Raw genomic sequence first — 21,827 nt, 5'->3', positions numbered from 1 at the left:
ATCCTAAAACTGAAACGCCGCCGAAACGGTGAAGCGGTTGTCGTTGGAGCCATCGCCGAAGTGCTCGACACGGCCGTATTCAAGATTGACGTTGGTGCTGTTGAAGCTCGCCTGCTCGGCCGCCGCCAGCCGCAGGCCGAGGCCATAGGCCGCGCCGCGCGAGAAGCCACTTTCCAGCGCCGTCGGCTGGTAGAACTTGACGCCGCCATAGGCGCCGAACAGGTAAGGCGAAACCACCACGCCGCCGGCCGTGGTCGTTCCATCCGGCAGACTGGTTCCCTGCTGCGCCGGGAATTCCGGCCAGCCGAACGGCAAGGTGAAGCTGGCAATGAAAGGGAACTGCGCCTCGGCGCGCAGCACGAAGCCTGAATCGCCCTGCATCGAGCCGGTCGGGAAGCTCGACAGACCCGAGGAGGAGACGAGGCCGATCTGCTCGGAATTGAGCAGCGGCTGGCCGAAGGAGGTCTGCGCCTTTGCGCGGAGATCGAGGACCAGATGCTCGGCGATCGGCTGGCGATAGCCGAGATTGACCTCGGCCTTCTGGAAATCGGCGTCCGCGCCTTGGCGCGACAAGGGTGTGCCGCTGCCATTGGCGTCGGCCGCGCTGCGTGCGCCAAGCCCGTTGATGCCGAAAGACCCAGTCAGGCTGGCGCTGACAAGCGCATCGCCGGATACATACCAGGAAAAATCCGCGCCCGTGCGCAGGATGCGCAGCCGATCCTTCGACAGTGTTGCGCCGCCGCCGTTGAGAAGCTGCAGTTCTTCGTCCTGCGCATCGAAGCCGCCATTGAGGTTGAATGTGAACTCGCGCGAGCGGATCAACGGGTAGGCAAGCCGTGCCGAATAGCGGGTGAAGTCCGACATGAACTGCAGCCCGGATGCGCTCGCCTCCGGCGTCGTGCGCGAGCCGGTGGCTTCAAGGTTCAGCGTCAGCCCGTCGATGCCGATCGGCAGGGTTACACCGCCGGCCAAGGACCGGTTGCGCGGCGCGCCGGTGAAATAGCCTTCGTCACCGCCGAAACGCGGCGCACCAGAGGCTCTCAGATAGAAGAGCTCGCCGAAGCCGAACACGGAATTGAAGTCCAGACCGACGCCGGTGTTGTATTTGCCGAGCGCGTCGGTGGAATTGTTGTCGCCCGAGACGAAGCCCGTGACCGGCTTGTAGCGAGCCTCGATCGTCAGCACGCTGCCGCCGGGCTTCGTGCCGCGCGACAGCGTCGAACGCAGCACCGTGCCCGGCAGATCGCCCGCCAAAAGCAGCCGACGCGCGATCTCATCGTTGGACATCCCCTTCTCGCCCACCAGCGGCGACAGCATTTTCGCAATGCGTTCGCGGATATTGTCGGGAAGATGCGAGGTGTCGATGCTTTCGACGAAGCCGTTGATGACAACGATGCGCAAGGTCGCGCCATCGATCAGGCGCTGCGCCGGCAGCACCACACGCACCAGGCCGTATCCCTTGGCGCCATAGGCCCGCTCGAGCTGACCCGCCGCCTCGAAGAGGGCGGCCGCCGTCACAGGGCTGCCAGTCAGGTTCTTCTTCAGGCGCGCTTCATCCTCGGCAAAGCCTGGAAGCCCGCCTTCGACCTTGACGGCCTTCAGCCGGACGGTGAGCTTCTCCGCCCCCTTGGGCGCGACCGGACCGGACGCTTCGGGAATGACGATGCCGCTGTTCTGCTTCTGCAACTGCGGCTCGAAGCTTTGCGGCGTCACCTGCGAGGCCGTCTGCGCAAAGGCAAGGCATGCCGGCGCCATCACTGCAACGCTCGCGGCCAGTCCCCAGTATCGAGAAAAACGGTATCCGAAAGTCAAAATGAACCTCAATCTCAGCGTACGCAGGCTTGTTCGAAGGAATTCCGCAAGGAATGGTCGAAAATTTCCAGCACAACCCCTTCCCGCAGCAGGACTAATAAAGTTGGCTGTGGAGGTCAGCATCCATTTTTGACTTGGGAGATCTTGAGGAGTTTCCGCAGGCGAATGTCGGCAGACGCCAAGGAAGACAGACCGTCTTATTCGCAATTGTGGGCTCCTCGAGAAACCGTTGAGCCACTGCCTAAAGCGTTCGCGAACGCGCCATCGAGGATCAGCAGCTTTTGCGCCTGAAACGCCGCATATTCGTCGTAGAAGCCGCGCGAAATCCACATCGGCGAATGTCCCGGCCGTCCAGCCCAGCCAAGTCCTCCGATTGCTTGAGCTTCCGAGATCTTGCGGCTTGTATGCGCGCTCGAAAGACCGGTCGCTCGGGCCAGATATGCAATGGAGTTGACGTCCGTGAGATATCGTTCCGGTCCCGGGAAGCTTTGCCGATCGACACCTGCGATCAGCCGGTCCATCACCCAGCCACCCGAATCGATCCAGCTGAAGATCCTGTAGAGCGGTCCTGGCGTGCGCACTTCGGGAGTGAAGAACAGAGCATTCGCCACAACGGGCTGGATCAACGGAAGCAAGCTCTCCCATTGTGTGGAGAATCGCACCTGTCTTTGTCCGCCATCGAGCAGATCGAGCGCCTGGAAATGCAGATTGTACCAGAGGGCGAGGAGAGAGAGGGAATCAAGCGATGGTTTGGCCTCTCGACGATGCCCAGCTACCTGACTGTCGATCGCTTGAATGACGCCATACTTCATCGATTCATCAAAGAAGGTATAGGCTGTATTGCGGCTCGCAAGACCAAGGAAGGTTGCCAGAAGGCCAAGACTTCTACGGCTGAGGCCCGGCTCTACATCGCCGATGGGGCGAAAAAAGTGGGCGACTGCGGCGTGGCTTAGGAGCCAACGCTGCTGTGTTGCGAACAGCGCTGCGGCTCGTGGTGATTGCTTATGAGCCTCGAACATCGCCGAAGCCAGGAAAAAAACCGCAGACGGGAAGGCAACGCGCGAAATCATGTCGCTCACGCTGTCCCACGGCAGATCGTTTGTTCCCTCGCCTGCAAGAGGTGGAAATGCCTCCGGAAATTCTACTATCTGCCCCAAGAATGCGATCTCCGGCTAGCGCATCCGCCAACGAAACCACCAAAAGCCCTCGTCAGATCGTTCCGGTCCACTTGCTGACCAGGAGCGCTGCGCCGACCCGCAATTCTTTGGCGACGATTAAAAAACTTCTCACATTATCGAAATATGAGAAGTAAATGCCGGATCGCCCGTCACTTGTCAACGAGAATGTTTCTCATATTATTGCAATCTGAGAAATCGACCGGTGTCGAATGGTGCTCGCGCGCTGAGGCGGAGAATTCTAAAGCGCGCTTCACGTCGTCGCCAAACCACCGGTTTGCCGAGAGGACCTGAGCGAATGCCCTTACCAAGACCGATTAATCCGTCCTACACCTTGGGTGTTCTGACCATCGCCTCCACCTTGTCTTATCTCGACCGGCAAATACTTGGTCTCCTGGCGGAGCCGCTGAGACAGGACCTTCATCTGACAGATCTGCAGATCGGCCTCCTGCAGGGTTTCACCTTCGCCATTGTTCTGGCAACCGCCGGATTGCCGCTGGGTCGCTGGGTTGATACCGGAAACCGTGTGCGGATTGCCGCCGTTGGAATAGCACTCTGGAGCATCATGACAGCCGCTTGTGGCTTTGCAGGCAGTTTCGGAGCTCTTTTGCTGTGCCGGACGGGCGTCGCATTGGGAGAAGCGGCCCTCACACCCGCCGCCTATTCCCTGATCAGCGATTTATTCCCCACCCGGCGGCGCGGACTCGCAATAAGCATTTACAGCACAGGCGCGTTCATCGGAGCCGGCCTATCCCTCGTTTTGGCAGCGACGGTTCTTCATGAATTGTCGAGCGCAGGAAACGTCTTCGTACTGCCCGGCATGCAGCACATATGGCAGATGGTATTCGTCTTCATCGGACTGCCGGGCATCGCTGTCGCCCTTTGGGCTGCAAGCCTTAAAGAACCCCGCAAGCATTCCGGAGCTACTCCGGGCCCTATAGCGGGCACGGTCGAGATCCGCGCCTATTTCTTGGATAATCGGGTAGAACTCGCGAGCCTTTATTTCTGCCTGGCCTTTGCGGCGACCCAAGCCTATAGCTACAGCTCATGGGTTCCCACTGTGTTGATCCGCACCTTTCACATGCCGCCCATCGCCGTCGGCTTTAGCCTTGGGCCACTCTTCATTGCCTCGAGTGTATCGGGGCTGATTTTTGGCGCTATACTCGGCGATGGCCTGGTTCGACGCGGCTTTGCAGCCGCTCGCCCCATCCTTATGTGCGGCGCGGCGCTGATTGCGGCGCTGTTCACCGCGGCAATGCCCTTTGCTTCGACCCTCAACGCCGCGCTTGTCCTGATAGCCATCGCAACATTCCTATCCACAATCATTGTTGCGAACGGTCCTCCCGCACTTCAGGACATCACACCGTCCCGCATGCGTGGCATTTCAAGCGCAGTCGGCATCCTGATTGTGACGCTTGTCGGTATGGGCGTCGGCCCCACATTGGTCGGGTTTCTCAGCCAGGACATGCTTGGGGATCCGAGCAAGATCGGCGTCGCACTCAGCGTCGTATCGACTGCCGCTCTTATCGTCTCGTCGGCTTTGGCGCTGGTAGCCATCTTCAACTACAAGCTTGAGCTGGACAACACAGCAGCACGCGCGGCATGAAAATCGACCCTATTGAGACAAAGTTTGAAGATCAGGATCGTCAGGCTGCTCACTCGATTGCTGCGACGAGAACTTTGTATGACTATCAACAATCCTCAAAGGGACCGTCAGCCGCGTACGGAATGCTCGCTGTTCTTGCTCCATATTCACGACGCATCTTATAGATTGACCCGAGAGAATCGTTGAAAGCGCGTTGCATGTCGGCCTACGAAGTCCTGGTTTCCAATATTACCCAGAGTTTTCTCGATCATGGCTATGAAGCCATGACAATGAGCAAACTGGCAAAATATTGTAATATTACGCGCCGAGGCCTCTATCATCACTTCAGCAGCAAGGAAGAAGCCTTCCAGGCAATGGTTCGCCAAAACAACCAACGGACCCGGCAAGGCAGTCTTAGCGAAGGCACAAGGCTGTTTTCGGCTGGCGCCGATGTGCTTGATATCGTCACAGCGGTACTTGATGTTCGATATGGCGATACGAGAAGAAAGTTGGTGCTTTCACCCTTCGCGCTCGAAGTCAATGACTACGCGTTTCGCCTATGTCGTCCGGAGATGGTCGAAGCTGCAACAGTTTTCCAGGCCGATTTCGCTGCATTACTCCAACAGATCATGGCAAATGGCCAATTGACGCTTCGGCCCCCAATATCGGTCGAGACCGTGGTGCAACTGCTCTGCGACGGCGCCCGTGGAACCAATCAAAGCTTTTTCGCACCATCGCCTGAGGATATCACCGCACGCTACCGGCAGATGAGCCAAGCAATCCTGTTCGGCTGTGCCGAGCCGGCTGGGCTGTGATGCTTGTGGAAATTCGCAGGGAAGATGTTCCGAGCTTTTAGCTCTTGATGGGAGTCGAACCGATGATCCCGCGATTGAAATTTCAATATTAGTCCTAATTAAAGAAGCGATATCAGCGAGTTGCGCCAAATAGGTAATGCGATTTATGGAACATTCTCCAGAATCGCCGCGGCACTTACCGCCTCATTAAGGAACGTCGTTCAAGAGGGTCTGATGGACCCGACATCCAGTCTCCCACTTCAGTCACAATCCTCCTCAAAACTTCTTGGATGCCGCGACTTTTGCGCCAACGGATTTTTGTCCGTCGCCTTCGATGTTGAAGAGCATGCTTGTGGGTTTTGTCGCAAACTTTTGGGAAGATCGTAGAAACGCTATCGCTGGGCACAGTCATGCAGCGAGCGCGGTGAATTGCTTAAGTGCGAATTGGCCATTGGTTGAAAATTGCCGCTTGCGGATCATGCGGGCCACCTCGATACCATCCAGTGTCGCTGACGCAGACTGAAAAAATTTGAAGCCCTTCATCGGGCGGGTCAGCTTCTTGATAAACCGGTGGTCTTGCTCGATCAGCCAGAACCATCCCGGCAACAGCAGCATCCAGTTCATGTTTTGCAAGCCTGCCAGATTGGTCCCGCTCTTATCGATGACAACCTTTTCGGGCCAGCCGTTGTTCTCGATCATGCGAGCGAAGAAGGCGCTGGCCGCAACCTCGTCACGGTGCTCAGACAGCATAAAATCGAGGGTTTTTCCGAATTTGTCGACAGCACTATAGAAATAGGTCCACCGGCCTTTGACCTGGATACAGGTCTCGTCCATCCGCCAGGAGCTGCTGGTTGCAGATTTCCGGCGCTGAGCCTTACAGGCAATAAGCGGTGAATATTTCACAACCCATCTGTTCAGCGTCGCGGGGTAGAGATTGAAGCGTCAAACACGGACATTTAACCAATTGGTTGCCATCGCGAGGGCATGACACGCGTTTCCAGAGAAGACGGGTAGTAATCCCCTATGGGGCGGTGAAATTGCTCACTATCACGACGATACCCCCTTCTGATCATAAACATCCTGGAATTCCCGCGGGGACATCCCGATCTGGTCGCGAAAAACAGCATAGAAACGGCTGACGGACCCGAAGCCCGACTCATAGGCAATTGCTGCGGCGTTCTTCTCGCTAGTAACCAGCAGTCTTTGTGCTGTTACAAGCCTTCGCCGGGTGAGGTATTGTGTGATCGTCATCCCAAGCGATTTATGAAACAAGGTCATGGCATATTTCGGATGCAGCGACACCGCCTCGGCAATCGCGGCCACCGTCAATGCAGAATCGGATCGCTCGCTGATGTAACGGGTCATTTCGATGATCTTCCGGTGCGTGTTGCCCGGCGACGAGGCGTGCGAAGGCGAGATGTCAACCAGGTTGATCCACCCTTTTGTATCGGCGCGTCTGAGGCGCAATTCCAGGTGACGATAGTTAAGCTCGGACAAGAACGGATCGCTGGTCTGCAGTTCAAAGCGAATTTGCCGCATCAGGGCGTCATCCATGGGCAGGCGTTCGCCGATCTTGATGAAGCCACCGGCCAGAATGGCTGATTTCAACTCCGGACTGAACGGAGCGAACATGAACATTTCGAGTGGCACATAAATGCATACGAAGCGACTGTGCGGCTTCACAGCAATGGCCTGGTGCGGAATCGCGCCCCAGAAAAAGACGAAATCATCTTCCGTCACCTCCACCATCTTGCCGTTGTAGAGATAGGTAACTGCACCAGCGTAGAGATAATTGATCTCGATTTGATTGTGGGCGTGCGGCTTTGCCATGGGTAGCACCAATTCCCGCCGATCGGCCGAAAATCGATCTTCGGCAACGCCGAATGGAGCCTTGCGCCTCACTGTCATATATGGAGATCCAACTATCCAAGAATAAATTATACCAAACCGCGACGACCATATGCACAAAATTTATATAGAGGTGAAGTGTGATGTTTTTTTCACCACTTCATCGTCCTAACCAGCGAGACCGATTCATGAAGCTTTCCCATTCCTTGGCTTGCCTGCTTCTCGGTACGAGCGCTCTGGCGGCATCCTCTGCCTTTGCCGGAACGGTCGTCCTCAATGCGTCTGTTGCCAGCGCTCCCGATCGCGATGCCGTCAACGGCGCTGTCGCTTCCTTCGAGAAGGCCAATCCGGACATCAAGGTGGAGGTGAACTTCTACGATGAGGAAAGCAACAAGACCGCCATCCGCAACTGGCTGACGACAAGTCCGCCGGACATCATCAAGTGGTATGCCGGAAACAAGATGGCCCAGTTCGTGAAGCCCGGCCTGCTCGCCGATGTCAGCGATATCTGGACGCCACAGGTGAAGGCGGAATTTGGTCCGGGCATGGTGGATTCGATCAGTGTCGATGGCAAGCAGTACGGCATGCCGACTTCCTATTCGACCTGGGCCATCTACTACCGCAAGGATGTATTTGCCGCCGCTGGAGTCGCCCCGTTCAAGACCTTCGACGACCTCGTCGCCAGCTGCAAGGTCTTTCGTGCCAAGGGCATTACGCCGGTGGCGCTGGGATCGAAAGCCCCCTGGCCGCTCGCCGGCTGGTTCGACTATATCGACCTCAGGCAAAACGGTTACGCCTTTCATATGGATCTGATGAACGGCAAGGTCAGCTGGACCGACGACAAGGTCAAGACGGTGTTTGCTGACTGGAAGAAGATGGTCGATGCCAACTGCTTTGCTGAAAATCACACCAATCTCGCCTGGCGCGAAGGGCTGGCAATGATGAACCAGGGCCAGGCAGCGATGATGCTGATGGGCAACTATCTGATCGACAGCCTGACGCCCGAATCAGAGCCGGTGACGGAAGCGATGAGTTTCCCAACGATCGACCCGACCGTGCCGCGCGCCGAGGATGCGCCGATCGAGACCTACCATATTCCAGCCAAGGCAAAGAACATCCCGGACGCCAAGAAATTCCTGGCCTATCTCGGCCAGGCCGACGTCCAGATGCAGATGACGCAAGCCTATCACATCCTCCCTGCCAACCCGAAGGCAAAACCGCCGGAAAACCGCCTGCTGCAGGAAAGCGCGTCGCTGGCTTCCGGCGCGCAGTCCTATGCCCAGTTCATCGACCGAGACACCGCCGATGCCGTCTCCACGATCGCGATGACCGGCTTCCAGGAGTTTCTGGTCCACCCGGATCGTCTTGGCCGCATCCTGCAGAACATAGATCGTGCCGCCAAACGCGCATACCCGAACTGAGCATGCGAGGAATAAGCCTGCGATGGTAAGCAATGTGTCCACGAACACCTTCGCACCAAGCCTATGGAAGCGCTATCAGCGACGGCTCGCTCCGCCGCTGTTCGTCGCCCCTGCCTTGATCATGTTCGGGATTTTCGTCATCTGGCCAGTGCTGGAAAGCCTGTGGCTAAGCCTGCATGACTGGGACGGGATCGGCGAGAACCGCTTTGTCGGGCTGGACAATTACTTCGAGTTGTTCCGCGACGATCCGGTCTTCTGGACGGCGCTGAAGAACAATATCTACTGGCTCGTCGCCTTTCTGTTCGCACCTGCCTTTGGCCTGGCTCTGGCGCTGTTTCTGAACCAGGCGGGGCTGGCAATGCGCTTCGTCAAGTCGCTATACTTCATGCCGTTCGTCATCAGCCAGGTCGTCGTCGGCCTGATGTTCGGCTGGTTCTTCAATGCCGAATTCGGCCTGCTGAACCATATCCTGACCGCCCTCGACCTGCCGAAGATCGCCCTGCTCGAAGACGAGAGGTTCTCGACCTTCGCCATCATCGCGGCCGGTCTCTGGCCGCAGGTCGCCTATTGCATGATCCTCTATCTCACGGGCCTGACGGCCATCAATCCGGAATTGATCGAGGCGGCGCGAATGGAAGGCGTCAAGGGCTGGAAGCTGTTGTGGCATATCGTCTTGCCGCAATTGCTGCCGGCGACCTCGATCGCCGTCATCGTCTCGGTCGTCGGCGCGCTACGATCCTTCGATCTGGTCTCGGTGATGACCGGCGGCGGACCATACGATTCCTCGACGGTGCTCGCCTATTACATGTATGAGCAGACATTCGGGGCGATGCGCATCGGTTATGGTGCGGCTATCGCCACCTGCCTTTTTCTGCTGATGGATGTCTGCGTCGTCATCTATCTGCTGCGCTCACTGCCCAGCAACAAGAGGTAGCGCCGATGTTTCCTGCTCCCATCACCAACGCGTCGGCCAAGGCACGGGCCGGCTACCACATCGCTGTGTGGATCGGCCTGATCATCTGGATTCTGCCGATCATCGCCGTGGCATTGACATCAATACGCTCCGTCCAGGATCTCAACGCCGGCAATTATTGGGGCTGGCCGACCGAGACGATGTTCGTCGAGAATTACCGCAAGGTCTTCACTTCATCGCCAATGCTGCGCTTTCTCTTGAACAGCACCGTCATCACGCTGGTATCCGTCTGCGGTGCCATCGCACTGGCGACGATGGCAGGCTTCGCGCTCAGCAAATATCGCTTTCCTGGCAGCACGGCGTTGCTAGCGCTTTTCATCACCGGCAACTTCGTGCCGTTTCAGATGTTAATGATCCCTGTCCGAGATCTGTCGATCCATATCATCCCCGTCTATGACACCATATGGGCACTGATCCTGTTCCATATCGCCTTCCAGACGGGCTTCTGCACTCTGTTTATGCGCAACTTCATCGCCGAACTGCCCGATGAATTGATCGAGGCGGCGCGGGTCGAGGGCGTCGGCGAATTCAAGATCTTCTGGCATGTCATCGTGCCGCTGGTGCGCCCGGCCATGGCCGCCTTATTCGTATTGGTCTTCACTTTCGTCTGGAACGATTTCTTCTGGTCGCTGGTGCTCGTGCAATCGGATTCCGCCCGGCCGGTGACAGCAGGCCTGCAGGCGTTGCGCGAAACCTGGACAACCACCTGGCATCTGGTCTCGGCCGGTTCGCTGCTGGCAGCGATGCCACCCGTCATCGTCTTTTTCCTGATGCAGCGCCAGTTCATAGCAGGCCTGACATTCGGCGCGACCAAGGGCTAATTTTGAGGAACACCAACGCAATGGCCTATGTGACACTGGAGAAGGTCTCCAAGGACTTTGGCAAGACCCGCGTCATCGATGCCATCGATCTTACCATCGATAATGGCGAGTTCGTCGTTTTCGTCGGCCCTTCCGGCTGCGGCAAGTCTACGCTGCTACGTCTGGTCGCGGGTCTCGAAACCATGACGGGCGGAAGCCTGACGATCGATGGCGTGAATATGACCGATGTCGACTCTGCCAATCGCGGCATCGCCATGGTCTTCCAGTCCTATGCGCTCTATCCGCATATGACGGTGGCAGAGAACATCACCTTCGGGATGCGGATGGCCAAGGTTGCTAAGGCGGAGATCGCCGACAAGCTTTCCCGGGCGGCCAGAATGCTGCATCTGGAGCCGCTGCTCGACCGCAAGCCCGCCCAGCTTTCCGGCGGCCAGCGCCAGCGCGTCGCCATCGGCCGGGCGATCGTCCGCGATCCGAGCGTCTTCCTGTTCGACGAGCCGCTCTCCAACCTCGATGCGGCGCTAAGGCATGAGATGCGCATCGAGATTCTGCGGCTGCACAAGGAGCTCGGCTCGACGATGATCTATGTCACCCACGACCAGGTCGAGGCGATGACGATGGCTGACAAGATCGTCGTGCTCAATCGCGGCCAGATCGAGCAGGTCGGTTCGCCGCTCGATCTCTATCTCAACCCCGACAACCTGTTCGTGGCACAATTTCTCGGCTCGCCCAAGATCAACAGCTTTCCGACGGTGATCGAAAGAATAGAAGCCGATGTTGCCTACGTTCGGTTACCCTCGGAGGTCTTGATGGCCATGCCGCTGAACGGGGCACTGGCTGCCGCCGGCGATGCGGTGACGTTTGCCGTGCGTCCGGAGCACTTCGTCGAGGCCAGCGCAGCCAGCGCCGTCATGCAGGGCGTTGTCGAACTAGTCGAGCATCTGGGATCCGATACCTTGCTCAGCCTGAGGACAGTCGAGGGCACGCCGATCACGGTGCGCACCAACGGCGTCAACCGGATCCGGACCGGAGAAACGATGGCAATCGGATTGACACCGGGCAACTGTCAGATATTCGACAGCAGCGGCACGGCGCTGGTCCGCAACTCCATACAATAACGCGTTTACCACCCAGGAATTTGTCCATGCTAGGCGTTTGTTACTACCCAGAACATTGGAATGAGGAATGGTGGCCGGAGGACGCGCGGCAAATGCGCGAAATTGGCATCCGCTACGTGCGCATCGGCGAGTTCGCATGGAGCCGCATGGAGCCGGAACAGGGACGCTACGACTGGGACTGGCTTGATCGGGCTATAGAGATTTTGGCCGCCGAAGGTCTGAAGATCGTTCTCGGCACGCCGACGGCTGCGGCGCCGAAATGGCTGGTCGATCTCTATCCGGATGTCCTGCCCGTCGGCGAGGACGGTAAGGCGCGGCTGTTCGGATCGCGGCGGCACTACACGCCGGCCAGCGAGCAATGGCTGAGCGAAACGCGACGGATCGTCGAGGTAGTGGCCGCACGCTATGGCCGACATCCGGCCGTCGTCGGCTGGCAGATCGACAACGAGTTCGGCGGTGACGATACCGTCCTCTCCTACGGACCGGAAGATGCCGCCGGATTCCGCAACTGGCTCAGCCAGCGCTATCAGTCGCCGCAGAGGCTCAACGAGGACTGGGGAAACGTCTTTTGGTCCATGGAAGTCAATTCCTTTGACGAGGTCATTCCACCGGTCGGCGCAGTCTCCGAGACCAACCCGGCGGCCCGCTTGGATTTCTGGCGCTACGCCTCGGACAGCCTGGCGGAGTATTGTGCGCTTCAGGCGGCGATCATCCGCAAGCATTCACCCGACCGTTTCATAACCCATAACTTCATGGGCTTCTTTCACAATTTCGATCATTTCAAGCTTGCTGAATCGCTAGATTTCTGCAGCTGGGATTCTTATCCCCTGGGCAAGGTCGAGCATTTCCCACTGCCCGAAGCCGAGCGGGTGCGCTGGTACAACACCTCCCATCCGGATTTCTCGGCGTTTCATCACGATCTCTACCGCGGCATCCGCAACGATCGCTTCTGGATCATGGAGCAGCAGCCCGGCCCCGTGAACTGGGCCCACTGGAATCCGGCGCCTGCCAATGGCATGGTGCGTCTGTGGACCTGGGAGGCCTTCGCGCATGGGGCCGAAGTCGTCAGCTATTTCCGCTGGCGGCAGTTGCCGTATGCGCAGGAACAGATGCACGCCGGCCTGCAGCGCCCCGACCGACAGCCGTCTCCGGGTGGCCTGGAGGTGGCGCAGGTAGCGCGAGAAATAGAGGTAATGGGCGATCTGCCCCCGGTCGAGCGAGCGGAGGTGGCGATCGTCCTCGATTATGAAGCGTCATGGATCACCCGGATCCAGCCCCAGGGTGACGACTTCAACTACAAGCTACTGCTGCATGCGTGGTATGAGGCAGCCCGGCGGCTCGGTGTCGACGTAGACGTGGTCGCACCTGGACAATCGTTGGCGGGCTACAAGCTTGTGCTCGTGCCGTGTTTGCCGATCATCGATGACCGCAGCCTAGCTGCTTTCAAGGCGGCGACCGCTCATATCATTTTCGGTCCGCGAACAGGATCGAAGACAACATCTCATGCGGTTCCCTGGGAATTGCCGCCCGGAGCGCTCCAATCGCTCGTCTCAGTAAAAGTTAGCGAGGTTTCGTCGCTGCGACCAGGTGTTTCGCTCTCCCTCACCGGTAGCAAGGCGTCGGGCGTGGCAACCCACTGGGCCGAGCGTCTGGAGACCGATCTTCCCGCCGATCTTACCTATGAGGACGGCTCGGCGGCAATGGTCACTCAACGCAACTGCTCCTATCTGGGTGCCTGGATTGACGGTGATTTTCTCAGGCAGATCTTTGCGGACTACCTGAAGGCTGAGGGCGTCGCCATGATCGAACTGCCTGATCATATCAGGTTGCGTAAACGAGGTGCCTTGACGTTTGCCTTTAATTACGGCCCAATGCCGTGGACAGTGCCTTTCGGAGGGATACTGTTTCAGATCGGCAGCGAAGTTGTGGGCCCTCACGATTTCGCTTGCTGGGTTGACGGCTAACGTCCTGCCCGAAGCAGGAAAAATTTCAAGTGGAGACGGGCCATACGTTGTCCCTTCTTGCGCTTGTACCGATCGGGACCTACGACCCGTTGGTTCCGATCCTTCAAAACCGCGCGTCGAACGATCGCTGCGTTCGAAGCCATGCTCTGACTGCGGAAGGGGTTTGGCTTCACGGCGAATGGACCGTCAACGATCAAAACGATCTACTCGCACGCCTCTTCGGGCTCTAAAAGGTTAACAAAGCAAGAAAATCAATCGCGCAGTGCGGTCCCTTTGGCCTCGCTGAAAATTTGCAACACGCCCGCCGCGAAACTATTGATGCCATCTGCAGGGCGCTATGTCGAGACCGTGGCCCTTTGTCAGCTTGGATTGCATTCGACGCTCGTAAATGCATGGTTCCAAGGACCGATCAAATGCTCTTTCCGAGGACTTGAACAACGGAATCGCGAGCGACCTCGATTGCCGCCGCGACCCGACTGACCCGCGCTGCGCCGACCCTGTAGGCGAGCATTACATCTACCGGCGGTGATCGCCAGTCCGGCAGGACGTGGGCCAGCTTTCCATCCCTCACCTCGGTCTGTACCATGAACGCGGGCACCTCGGCGACCCCGTGGCCCGTCCGCGCCAGCCGCACCAGCATGTCGAAATCCTGGGCGGCAAATTTGGCTTGCCTGTCGATCAACACCTCGTTTTTCGGCTGCGATATGGACTGTAATCGCCACTCCACGCGGGGTGCTCGTCCCGAGAATGCAAGCAGCGGCAGACCGTTCAAATCCGCAGTCGATCCGATCTTTGCGGCTGGATGTGTCGGCGCACAAACCAAGATGCGCGAGAACGACCCCAGTCTGTTGGCGACGAGGCTATCGTCATGGACATGCCCGGCGCGGATCGCGAAGTCGAACACGGGGTCTTGTAAATCGTCCATCCCGTAGTTCGGAGACACGACAAGCACGATGTCGGGATAGCGCTCCTGTAGCTCAGGAACGAGCCGTTCGAGGACGGCGCTCCCCAATGCGGGTGGTACTGCAATCTTCACTGTCCCGCGCGGCGTGGTGTAAGTGCGTGCGGCTTCTTCCAACAGATTGTCGGCCTCAGCCAGAAGCGATTGCACCCGCGGAAGCATCTGCTCTCCCTCGCGGGTAAGCGCTACCCGCCGGGAGCTTCTCTCGAACAAGCGCCCCCCGAGCCCTTCCTCGAGCCGTGTCAGCGAATGCGATATCGTAGACTTGGAGACCCCGAGGGCAGCCGCCGCAGACGTCAGTCCGCCATAGTGCGCGATGGCCGCGAACACCCGAAGCTCCCCCAGATCGATCGTTCTATTTTCCTGAACCATGTGTTGCGTTAAACCACATTGTTTCATTTCTCACAACTGATAATTTTTCCCCCATCCTCGAGCCATCCAAAGGAGACGATGATGGGAAAGAAAGTTTTGATCACCGGAGCGAACGGCGCATTCGGCGCGTTGGCCGCCCGTGCGTTGCTGAAAAACGGTCACGATCTGGTTGCGACCATGCGTGACCCGGACGGGCGCAACGCCGCTGTCGCAGCCGAACTTCGTGCCGCCGGAGCGAATGTCGTGGATATTGACGTGACCGACGACGGCAGCGTCTCGAAAGGCGTCGAAGCCGCAATCTCGGCAGTGGGCGGTCTCGATGTCTTGATTAACGTCGCCGGAACCGGAACGCACGGCCTGACGGAGGGCTTCACCTCCGAGCAGATGCTGCGCCTCTTCGACATCAACGTCGTTGGCGTCCATCGCATGACGCGTGCCGTCCTGCCGACCTTCCGCGGACAGGGCTCCGGTCTCGTCATCAACGTCTCCAGCTTGCTTGGTCGCCTGAGCATGCCGTTCTATGGACCCTATAGCGCAACGAAGTTCGCCGTCGAAACCCTGAGCGACAGCTACCGTGTCGAACTTTCGCAGTTCGGCGTCGACGTGGTCCTCGTCGAGCCAGGCGGATTCAAGACGTCATGGATCGGCAATCTCGTCCATCCGCACGACGAGGCGCGTCTCGAGGGCTACGGCCAATTCGCCAAGGTTCCGGATCATGCCCTCGCTGGCTACGAGCAGTTCCTCGCTTCCAAACCCGAGCAGGACGTCAACAAGGTCAGCGAGGCGATCGTCAACCTGGTCCAGATCCCGGCGGGTTCGCGTCCGAACCGGACGGTCGTCGATTTCATCGGGATGGGAGAAGAGGTGCAAAAGATGAACGACCAGCTCGCCCAGGTGACAAGCGGCATCTACGGGGCATTCGGCGTGGACGACTTGCTGACGCTCAAAGCTTGATTTCGAAATCCGCTGAGCACACGCTTGGCATAGCGCCACGTACTGCTCAGCGGTCGGACTACTGCCTGAGGTGTCAAAAATCTAGCGGTTCGCGGCGTAAGAAATCCTGCTCGTTCAACTCATCCGGTACCTCATTCATAGAGAAAAATCACAACACTTGGATAGCTATCTGCGCAACTTTTATTTGCGTTTTCCGAAAGCCACCGCGCGCCTAGTCGGGCGGACTGCCAAACGACATGAGCCCCATTCTGCGAACGAGCATGACATGGTGCGAACGTTTCAGTGTGCCACGCCTGGTTCCTCGTGTGCCCTCACGATGGCGTCCGCTTCCTTGCCGTATAGCTCCTCGAAGTGATCGAAGGTCTTGGAAAAATAACCAATGCCCTGCGTCGCCGAGCGCAGCGCCCGTGCCAGATCGTCAAGTGCGACGCCCGGAATGAGTGCTCGGAAGATGTCCCATCCCTTGGCGGTTTCATCCCGTTCGAAGCCGAGGACCTGACCTTTGAGAGCGGAGACGATCTGGACGAGGCTGCCGGAATAGATCGAAGGAATGTGAATTTCGCTGCGGAAGACCGGTTGCATTAAAACGGCCGCCCCTTGGGAAAGCGCCTGTCGTACTCCCATTTTCGACGCAGTTCGGAAGGCGTGTTCCGAACTGTCGACGGCATGGTGCTGACCATCGTACAGCGTTACGCCGACATCGATGACCTTGAAGCCTAGCGGCCCTTTCTCCATCGCTTCGCGCGCGCCTGCTTCGACAGCAGGGATGTAGTTGCGCGGAACGACGCCACCCTTGACGATTTCGCTAAAGGTGAAGCCCCGGCCGCGCTCATTGGGGCGAATGCTCAGCTTCACATCCGCAAACTGTCCGGCACCGCCGGTCTGTTTGCGGTGACGATAATGAACCTCAGATGGTTTCGCAATTGTTTCGCGGTAGATCGGGCTGGGCGTTCGATCAGTTACGTCGATATGGAACACGTCGGACAGGGTTCGGCAGAGATCGCGCAGATGCACCGGCCCCTGGACGCAGACGAGATGGGCGCCAGTGCTTTCCTCCTGCAAGACCGTTAGGCCGCGATCCGTCTCGGAAAGTTTTGCCAGTGTTTCGGAGAGCTTGTTTTCATCGCGCTCGCTGCCCGGGACTAGGATCCTTTCAAGCATCGGGGTGGTCGGCTCCGTCCACTCAGGCGGGGCGGCCACCGCGTCTGATGTCAACAGCGAAGGGACGGGCAAGTGGTCGGACTTGACCGTCGCGAAGACGTCCCCCAGCGCAGGCACAACCGCCGAATTGGACTTCCCGTTTGCGAGATGCTGTACGGCGCCGAGGCTGGAGCCGCCCAGTGATGCGCCCTGCCGCAGTCCCTCGCCAAGCGCGCGCACGAGCACTGTCTTACCGACATTCTGGCGATGATAGGCATGGAAGCTCACGGCGGTCAGCTTGTTTTCATCGACATTGCCTGCACGAGCCAGGCGCTGTCGAAGAACCCCCACCGGCGGCGCCTCGTGGCGCAGCGCCTTCATCAGCCTCATCATGCCGTTGCCGTGACTTGCGGCACCGATCAGGACTGGAATAATCCTGTTTTCCCTGAGAACCCGCGATGAAATGGCATAGAGCGCGTTGCTGGGCGGCTCGCGATCTTCGATCAGTTCTTCGAGAAGCCGGTCATCGAATTCGGACAGGTGTTCCAGGAGCTCGCTGCGCGCTTCGTGCTCGCGCTCGGCCGCGCTTTCGGGGATTGCGATCAGCGCCGAAGTCTGGCCTTCCCGATAGCGCCACGCCCGTTCCGAAATCAGATCGCAACTGCCTATGATCCTGTCCCCCTCGCGGATCGGGATCTGGCGAAGCAAAAGCGTGTGGTTGGCGTAGTCTTGAAGCGCGGCGATCACGTCCCTCAGCCGCCCTCCCGGTTCGTCCATCCGGTTGACGAAGAGGATGCACGGCGTCTCCGAGGCCTCGATTACGCGCAGATAGGGCGCGGCGAGCACAGCCTCCTCGGGTGCCGATGAAACGCACAGGATGCAGGCGTCGCTGGCAAGAAGCGCGTGCTGTGCATGCACCAACGCTTCGCTGGATCCTGGCGCATCCAGCGCACACCACGCCTCGTTTCCAAAGGTGAATTCTGTGAGGTTCAATCCATAAGGGGAGCTGGATTTTCTCGGCGCCCCCTCCAGGGAGCCGAGCTTTTCCACGACTGTTGATTTTCCGGTCTGCGAGGGTCCAAGCACGGTAAAGCAGCGCATAGGCATTCCTCCAACTGCCATAAACATAATTTTCAGCCTTCATAGGATGCCCTGAACCGCTGCAAGGCGCCAGAGGTGTTCCGTTTCACAGCGCTTTGACCTGGACTTGCATTTGAGGCTGAGTACGAACGTGAAAAGCGGCGAGGTCGAAAGCCTGCATTTTCTGCGCGCGGGCATGAAGAACTACCGCGCTTTCCTGCAGCTTTGGGCAAAATGGCTTCAAGACGAACGATGACGGGTAGGTTGCGCCGCGGCATGATCGGGTGTGAAAGTCCGTTTGAAACGGACATTTCTCCACTTTTATAAAGTCTTCTTGCCGGCCCCGGACGTTTCTTCTGTCCCTTCACGATGGCGATCCCGACTTCGAGGTTATCGGCCTGACGCACGCCCTCGCCTTGCCGGCCGTCCGCTGGAAGATCCTCAACCTGCAAAAACTAAGGAACGACAATCCGGTCAAACACGCCAAACAGCGTGGGGAGATCGAGCGCCTCTTCACACGATGATGCGCCTTTGGCCGATCCGCAGGATCGATGATCCGACGACTGGCTCGCCTCTCCCACCGACCGGCGCTGCTGCCTATCGGAGATCACCTCGGTCCACTCGAATATCGTTCCTCCAGCTGGTGATTTCGCTCAAAAATATCGAAATTCAAAAACCTAACGACTACAAAGGTTTAGCAGAGTTGGTCGCGACCAACTTTTCTACGGAGCCTTTAAGCGGCAAAGGTCCCCGCGATTCTCCGCGAACTGACGCCGCGTGGTGTGGTTCGCATCGCAGCGAAGCTCCACAGTCCCCGGCTGCCAAACGCTTTTGCGGCATCAATGAGATTATGCCACGGACCTAGGTCCGCTGCGTCGGATCAGCGTTATATTGGTCCGCCTACCCAACACCAATATCCGACGTGCCGCTTGTATAAACGATACGTATCGTTTATATAGCACTCACACGTCAGTCGCCTGGAGGCGCAATGACTAAGCATGCAGCGACGTTTTTATAGCGGACGATGAGCCGGGGGTATGGTGGAGAACATGATCAGGTTACTGAATAGGACCCAAAGAGATGAACGGCCGGAAGAGCGTGTCATGACGGCACCGGCCAACTCGCAAGCGAGCGCACCGCGGTCCGCTCCGCAGGAAACGGCAAATTTGCGGGCGTTAATTGTCCCGGCAACCGCTATTATCATTGCGTTCGTTGCGGTCGGTGCTTCGTCGACGCGCTGGGATACATGGGTGGCGACAAGAAGCGTTCAATCCACAGACGACGCTGCGGTCTACTCGGATATTTCCGCCGTCAGCGCCCGCGTCAGCGGCACTGTCGAGACCATCTCGGTCGAAGATTACGCCCGGGTCAAGGCGGGCGATCCGATATTCACCATCGACCGAAAGCCCTATGAGGTCGCACTTCGTGGCGCGAAAGCGAGGCTCGCTGCCGTCAACGCTCAACTTGGCGATAACGACACCCAGCACACGTTTCAACTGACGCAGATCGACGTGGCCGTTGCCCAGCAACAGGCGGCTGCCGCTGAAGAGGTCGAGGCGGAGAAGGAGCTCCAGCGACAGACGAGGCTAGGCATCGACGGGAGGGTAAGTACGGTTCAGAGCTTCGAAAAGGCGACCGCCGCTCACGAGCGGGCGCTTGCAAACCTGGATGTAGCGCGTGCCAACGTCGCCGCTCAGAGGGTCAAGCTCGACGTCCTCGCCAGACAGCGCGACATACTGAAAGCAAATCTCGATACCGCAGCATCAGATCTTGCCGCCCGCGAACTGGAGCTCGGATACACGAACGTACGGGCGCCAGTCGATGGCATCGTCGCCAGACGAAACGCGCAGGTCGGGAACTATGTTGCCGCGGGCACGCCCCTGATCTCGATCGTCCCGCTCCCGAAGATCTACATCCTGGCGAATTACAAGGAGAACCAGCTGTCCATGGTTCACGAAGGGCAGTCGGTCGATATCTCTGTCGATTTGCTGCCGGGTACGGCACTCCATGGAACGGTATCGAAAATATCCCCTGCGGCTGGGTCAACCTTTGCTCTGCTGCCCGCTGACAACGCGACCGGCAACTTCACAAAGGTCGCGCAGCGTCTCACCGTTCGGATCGAACTCGACTCGGATCAGCCAAATTTCGATCGGCTGCGGCCTGGTATGTCGGTCACGACGCGCATCGCCACCAAGGGCGAAGACCATGTCTGAGAACTTACATCGGCGCGACCTCTCTCGTCAGGGCTACATCGCCGTGGCGATGATCATGGCATCGATATTGACAGCGTTCGACGTCCGCACTGCCGGCATTGGGCTCTCGGATCTGCGTGGCGCCTTCGGGCTCGGCTTCGATGAGGGCGCGTGGCTGAGCACCTTCGCAACCGCGCCACAGATCCTTGTGGCCCCGTCGATCGGCTGGTTGATTGCGGTGTTCGGGGTGAAGCGGGTCATGGTCGCTCCGACCATACTCTATTCGGCGATCTCCGTGGTCATCCCGTTCGTCCACGGATTCAATGTCCTGGTCGCGCTGCATGCTTTAAGGGCCGTTTTCCTCGGCATGTTCGTCGGCGCAACGCTGCTAACTGCTTTCCGCAATCTTGACCGCAGGTATTGGATCATCGCTCTTTCCTTCTACGTCCTGCGGATCCCGTTCGCGCAAAATCTCGGCCTCTATACGGCCGGCAGCTATTCCCAGACGATCGGCTGGCAATGGCTGTACTGGCAAGGTGCTATTGTCTCCCCGATGATCGGCATTCTCTTCTGGTATGGGACCAAACCGGCTGGAATCGACCATGCCCTTCTCAGGCGTGCTGATTGGGGCGGTATGGCACTGTTCGGCTCGGCGCTCACGACGCTGTATTTCGCGCTTGATCAGGGCAATCGGCTTGATTGGTTTCAGTCTGGCCTCATCGTGTCCTTGCTTGCCTCGGCTGTTTTTCTGATATGCGCGTTTCTGTGGCACGAGTCTCGGGTCGAACATCCCTGGGCCCATGTCTCGGTTCTTCGCACGCGAAACATAGCGCTCGGGTTCGCCGCCATTGCGTGTTTCATGACAACAAGCCTCGGCAGTTCGCTGATCGAGCCGAACTTCCTTGCTTCGGTGGCGCGATTGCGGCCTGAGCAGATTGGGGATTTCGAGGCGCCGTATGCGATCCTTCTGCTTGCAGGCGCGACCTTCACTGCCGTGGCGCTCGTGCGGAAACTCAAGCAGCGCGCCGCCCTAACGATAGGCTTTACATGTTTCCTGCTGTCCGCCTGGATTGGAACCCAGTTGACGAGCCAGTGGTCACTGCCCGAATTTCGACTGATCACGATCCTCCAGACATTCGGAGAGGAAATCGTCTTCCTTGCAGCCGTCGCAACCCTCTTCAGCAACGTAGACCCCGCGCGAGCCATATCGTTGACGGCCTACGTGCAGGTTATGAGATTGATCTGTTCGGAAACCGTGGCGGCAATCATGGTGACCTGGATCAGACAGCGCGAGCAATTGCATTCCTATCTTATCGGCCTCCACGTCACCGGGACGACGCCCGGATGGGGAACCACGCTGTCGCAACTTGCGTCCAGCATGGGGATGGAATCGAAAGCAGACGTTGCCAAGCGCGGGATCGGCGTTCTAACCACGATCGTGCAGCGCGAAGCCAATGTCGCGGCCTATATCGACGGGTACTGGATTACGTTCGCGGCCGCGGTCGCTGGATTGATCGTAGTTGCCCTCATGAAGCCCTCCCCTGCGCATCCGCTGACCGCGTGATGTAAGGTCACGACAATTTGCCGATCGCGGCGCGTAGCGCCTCGGTTTCGAAC

15 protein-coding genes and 3 pseudogenes are annotated in these 21,827 nt (G+C 58.4%); 11 read left to right on the top strand and 7 right to left on the bottom strand.

Going from position 1 to position 21,827, the window contains the following annotated elements:
- Nucleotides 1-3: 3 nt before the first annotated feature.
- Nucleotides 4-1,755, bottom strand: a complete 1,752-nt coding sequence (locus AB8B29_RS30995) for a ShlB/FhaC/HecB family hemolysin secretion/activation protein (protein WP_244655249.1) — start codon at nt 1,753-1,755, stop codon at nt 4-6.
- 254 nt (nt 1,756-2,009) lie between these two features.
- Nucleotides 2,010-2,969: a hypothetical protein gene (locus tag AB8B29_RS30990; protein WP_080760537.1), complete on the bottom strand. Its 960-nt coding sequence runs from the start codon at nt 2,967-2,969 to the stop codon at nt 2,010-2,012.
- A 316-nt stretch (nt 2,970-3,285) separates the two neighbouring features.
- On the opposite strand from AB8B29_RS30990, the gene AB8B29_RS30985 reads away from it, so the two are divergent.
- Nucleotides 3,286-4,593 (top strand): MFS transporter, encoded by a 1,308-nt coding sequence (locus AB8B29_RS30985; protein WP_244655248.1) that lies wholly within the window; start codon nt 3,286-3,288, stop codon nt 4,591-4,593.
- 197 nt (nt 4,594-4,790) lie between these two features.
- A complete protein-coding gene (locus tag AB8B29_RS30980) occupies nt 4,791-5,387 on the top strand; it encodes a TetR/AcrR family transcriptional regulator (RefSeq protein WP_047557250.1) in 597 nt (198 codons plus the stop codon).
- Between the two features lie 387 nt (nt 5,388-5,774).
- On the opposite strand, the pseudogene AB8B29_RS30975 reads toward AB8B29_RS30980, so the two are convergent.
- Nucleotides 5,775-6,290 (bottom strand): annotated as a pseudogene (locus AB8B29_RS30975) (IS6 family transposase); the annotation flags it as partial.
- 123 nt (nt 6,291-6,413) lie between these two features.
- Entirely contained in the window at nt 6,414-7,274 is an 861-nt protein-coding gene (locus AB8B29_RS30970) for a helix-turn-helix domain-containing protein (RefSeq protein WP_047640055.1), read from the bottom strand.
- A 128-nt stretch (nt 7,275-7,402) separates the two neighbouring features.
- Here AB8B29_RS30970 and AB8B29_RS30965 point away from each other — a divergent pair, with 128 nt between their 5' ends.
- The 6 genes and pseudogenes from AB8B29_RS30965 to AB8B29_RS30940 all read left to right on the top strand — a co-directional run.
- The gene (locus AB8B29_RS30965; protein ID WP_047557255.1) at nt 7,403-8,635 is read left to right on the top strand and encodes an ABC transporter substrate-binding protein; all 1,233 of its coding nucleotides are present in this window, start codon (nt 7,403-7,405) and stop codon (nt 8,633-8,635) included.
- Nucleotides 8,636-8,657: 22 nt separating this feature from the next.
- On the top strand, nt 8,658-9,569 hold the full coding sequence (locus AB8B29_RS30960; RefSeq protein ID WP_439006980.1) for a carbohydrate ABC transporter permease: 912 nt from the start codon (nt 8,658-8,660) through the stop codon (nt 9,567-9,569).
- 5 nt (nt 9,570-9,574) lie between these two features.
- Nucleotides 9,575-10,429 (top strand): carbohydrate ABC transporter permease, encoded by an 855-nt coding sequence (locus tag AB8B29_RS30955; protein ID WP_092576781.1) that lies wholly within the window; start codon nt 9,575-9,577, stop codon nt 10,427-10,429.
- A gap of 20 nt (nt 10,430-10,449) precedes the next feature.
- Nucleotides 10,450-11,547 carry an ABC transporter ATP-binding protein gene (locus AB8B29_RS30950; RefSeq protein WP_092576783.1) on the top strand — a complete coding sequence of 366 codons (1,098 nt, stop codon included), beginning with the start codon at nt 10,450-10,452 and terminating at the stop codon, nt 11,545-11,547.
- 26 nt (nt 11,548-11,573) lie between these two features.
- Complete coding sequence (locus tag AB8B29_RS30945) at nt 11,574-13,511, top strand: beta-galactosidase (protein WP_113102539.1); 1,938 nt, start codon at nt 11,574-11,576, stop codon at nt 13,509-13,511.
- A gap of 87 nt (nt 13,512-13,598) precedes the next feature.
- Nucleotides 13,599-13,741, top strand: a pseudogene (locus AB8B29_RS30940) (IS6 family transposase); the annotation flags it as partial.
- Between the two features lie 179 nt (nt 13,742-13,920).
- Here AB8B29_RS30940 and AB8B29_RS30935 read toward each other — a convergent pair.
- Nucleotides 13,921-14,634: a substrate binding domain-containing protein gene (locus AB8B29_RS30935; protein WP_244655246.1), complete on the bottom strand. Its 714-nt coding sequence runs from the start codon at nt 14,632-14,634 to the stop codon at nt 13,921-13,923.
- A gap of 15 nt (nt 14,635-14,649) precedes the next feature.
- Nucleotides 14,650-14,844, bottom strand: a pseudogene (locus AB8B29_RS30930) (LysR family transcriptional regulator); the annotation flags it as partial.
- An 81-nt stretch (nt 14,845-14,925) separates the two neighbouring features.
- Between AB8B29_RS30930 and AB8B29_RS30925 the strand changes: the two are divergent.
- Complete coding sequence (locus AB8B29_RS30925) at nt 14,926-15,798, top strand: SDR family NAD(P)-dependent oxidoreductase (RefSeq protein WP_162734485.1); 873 nt, start codon at nt 14,926-14,928, stop codon at nt 15,796-15,798.
- A 279-nt stretch (nt 15,799-16,077) separates the two neighbouring features.
- Here the strand turns inward: AB8B29_RS30925 and AB8B29_RS30920 are convergent, their stop codons facing one another.
- Entirely contained in the window at nt 16,078-18,039 is a 1,962-nt protein-coding gene (locus tag AB8B29_RS30920) for an elongation factor G (RefSeq protein WP_047640065.1), read from the bottom strand.
- A gap of 1,016 nt (nt 18,040-19,055) precedes the next feature.
- Between AB8B29_RS30920 and AB8B29_RS30915 the strand changes: the two genes are divergently transcribed.
- Entirely contained in the window at nt 19,056-20,231 is a 1,176-nt protein-coding gene (locus AB8B29_RS30915) for an HlyD family secretion protein (RefSeq protein ID WP_081999625.1), read from the top strand.
- Nucleotides 20,224-21,774 (top strand): MFS transporter, encoded by a 1,551-nt coding sequence (locus AB8B29_RS30910; protein ID WP_047640067.1) that lies wholly within the window; start codon nt 20,224-20,226, stop codon nt 21,772-21,774. The genes AB8B29_RS30915 and AB8B29_RS30910 overlap by 8 nt, the downstream gene beginning before the upstream one ends.
- Nucleotides 21,775-21,827: the final 53 nt, after the last annotated feature.

This window comes from Rhizobium sp. 11_C7_N12_5 (assembly GCF_051811145.1).
GTDB lineage: Bacteria > Pseudomonadota > Alphaproteobacteria > Rhizobiales > Rhizobiaceae > Rhizobium > Rhizobium lusitanum.
The sequence above is the reverse complement of the archived record's forward strand: the minus strand, read 5'-3'. Positions and strand labels throughout refer to the sequence as shown.

Coding starts and splice junctions, on each gene's coding strand:
- AB8B29_RS30995 (WP_244655249.1), bottom strand. CDS start 1,755: ATGGCGCCGGCATGCCTTGCCTTTGCGCAGACGGCCTCGCAGGTGACG.
- AB8B29_RS30985 (WP_244655248.1), top strand. CDS start 3,286: ATGCCCTTACCAAGACCGATTAATCCGTCCTACACCTTGGGTGTTCTG.
- AB8B29_RS30980 (WP_047557250.1), top strand. CDS start 4,791: ATGTCGGCCTACGAAGTCCTGGTTTCCAATATTACCCAGAGTTTTCTC.
- AB8B29_RS30970 (WP_047640055.1), bottom strand. CDS start 7,274: ATGACAGTGAGGCGCAAGGCTCCATTCGGCGTTGCCGAAGATCGATTT.
- AB8B29_RS30965 (WP_047557255.1), top strand. CDS start 7,403: ATGAAGCTTTCCCATTCCTTGGCTTGCCTGCTTCTCGGTACGAGCGCT.
- AB8B29_RS30960 (WP_439006980.1), top strand. CDS start 8,658: ATGGTAAGCAATGTGTCCACGAACACCTTCGCACCAAGCCTATGGAAG.
- AB8B29_RS30955 (WP_092576781.1), top strand. CDS start 9,575: ATGTTTCCTGCTCCCATCACCAACGCGTCGGCCAAGGCACGGGCCGGC.
- AB8B29_RS30950 (WP_092576783.1), top strand. CDS start 10,450: ATGGCCTATGTGACACTGGAGAAGGTCTCCAAGGACTTTGGCAAGACC.
- AB8B29_RS30945 (WP_113102539.1), top strand. CDS start 11,574: ATGCTAGGCGTTTGTTACTACCCAGAACATTGGAATGAGGAATGGTGG.
- AB8B29_RS30935 (WP_244655246.1), bottom strand. CDS start 14,634: ATGCTTCCGCGGGTGCAATCGCTTCTGGCTGAGGCCGACAATCTGTTG.
- AB8B29_RS30925 (WP_162734485.1), top strand. CDS start 14,926: ATGGGAAAGAAAGTTTTGATCACCGGAGCGAACGGCGCATTCGGCGCG.
- AB8B29_RS30920 (WP_047640065.1), bottom strand. CDS start 18,039: ATGCGCTGCTTTACCGTGCTTGGACCCTCGCAGACCGGAAAATCAACA.
- AB8B29_RS30915 (WP_081999625.1), top strand. CDS start 19,056: ATGGTGGAGAACATGATCAGGTTACTGAATAGGACCCAAAGAGATGAA.
- AB8B29_RS30910 (WP_047640067.1), top strand. CDS start 20,224: ATGTCTGAGAACTTACATCGGCGCGACCTCTCTCGTCAGGGCTACATC.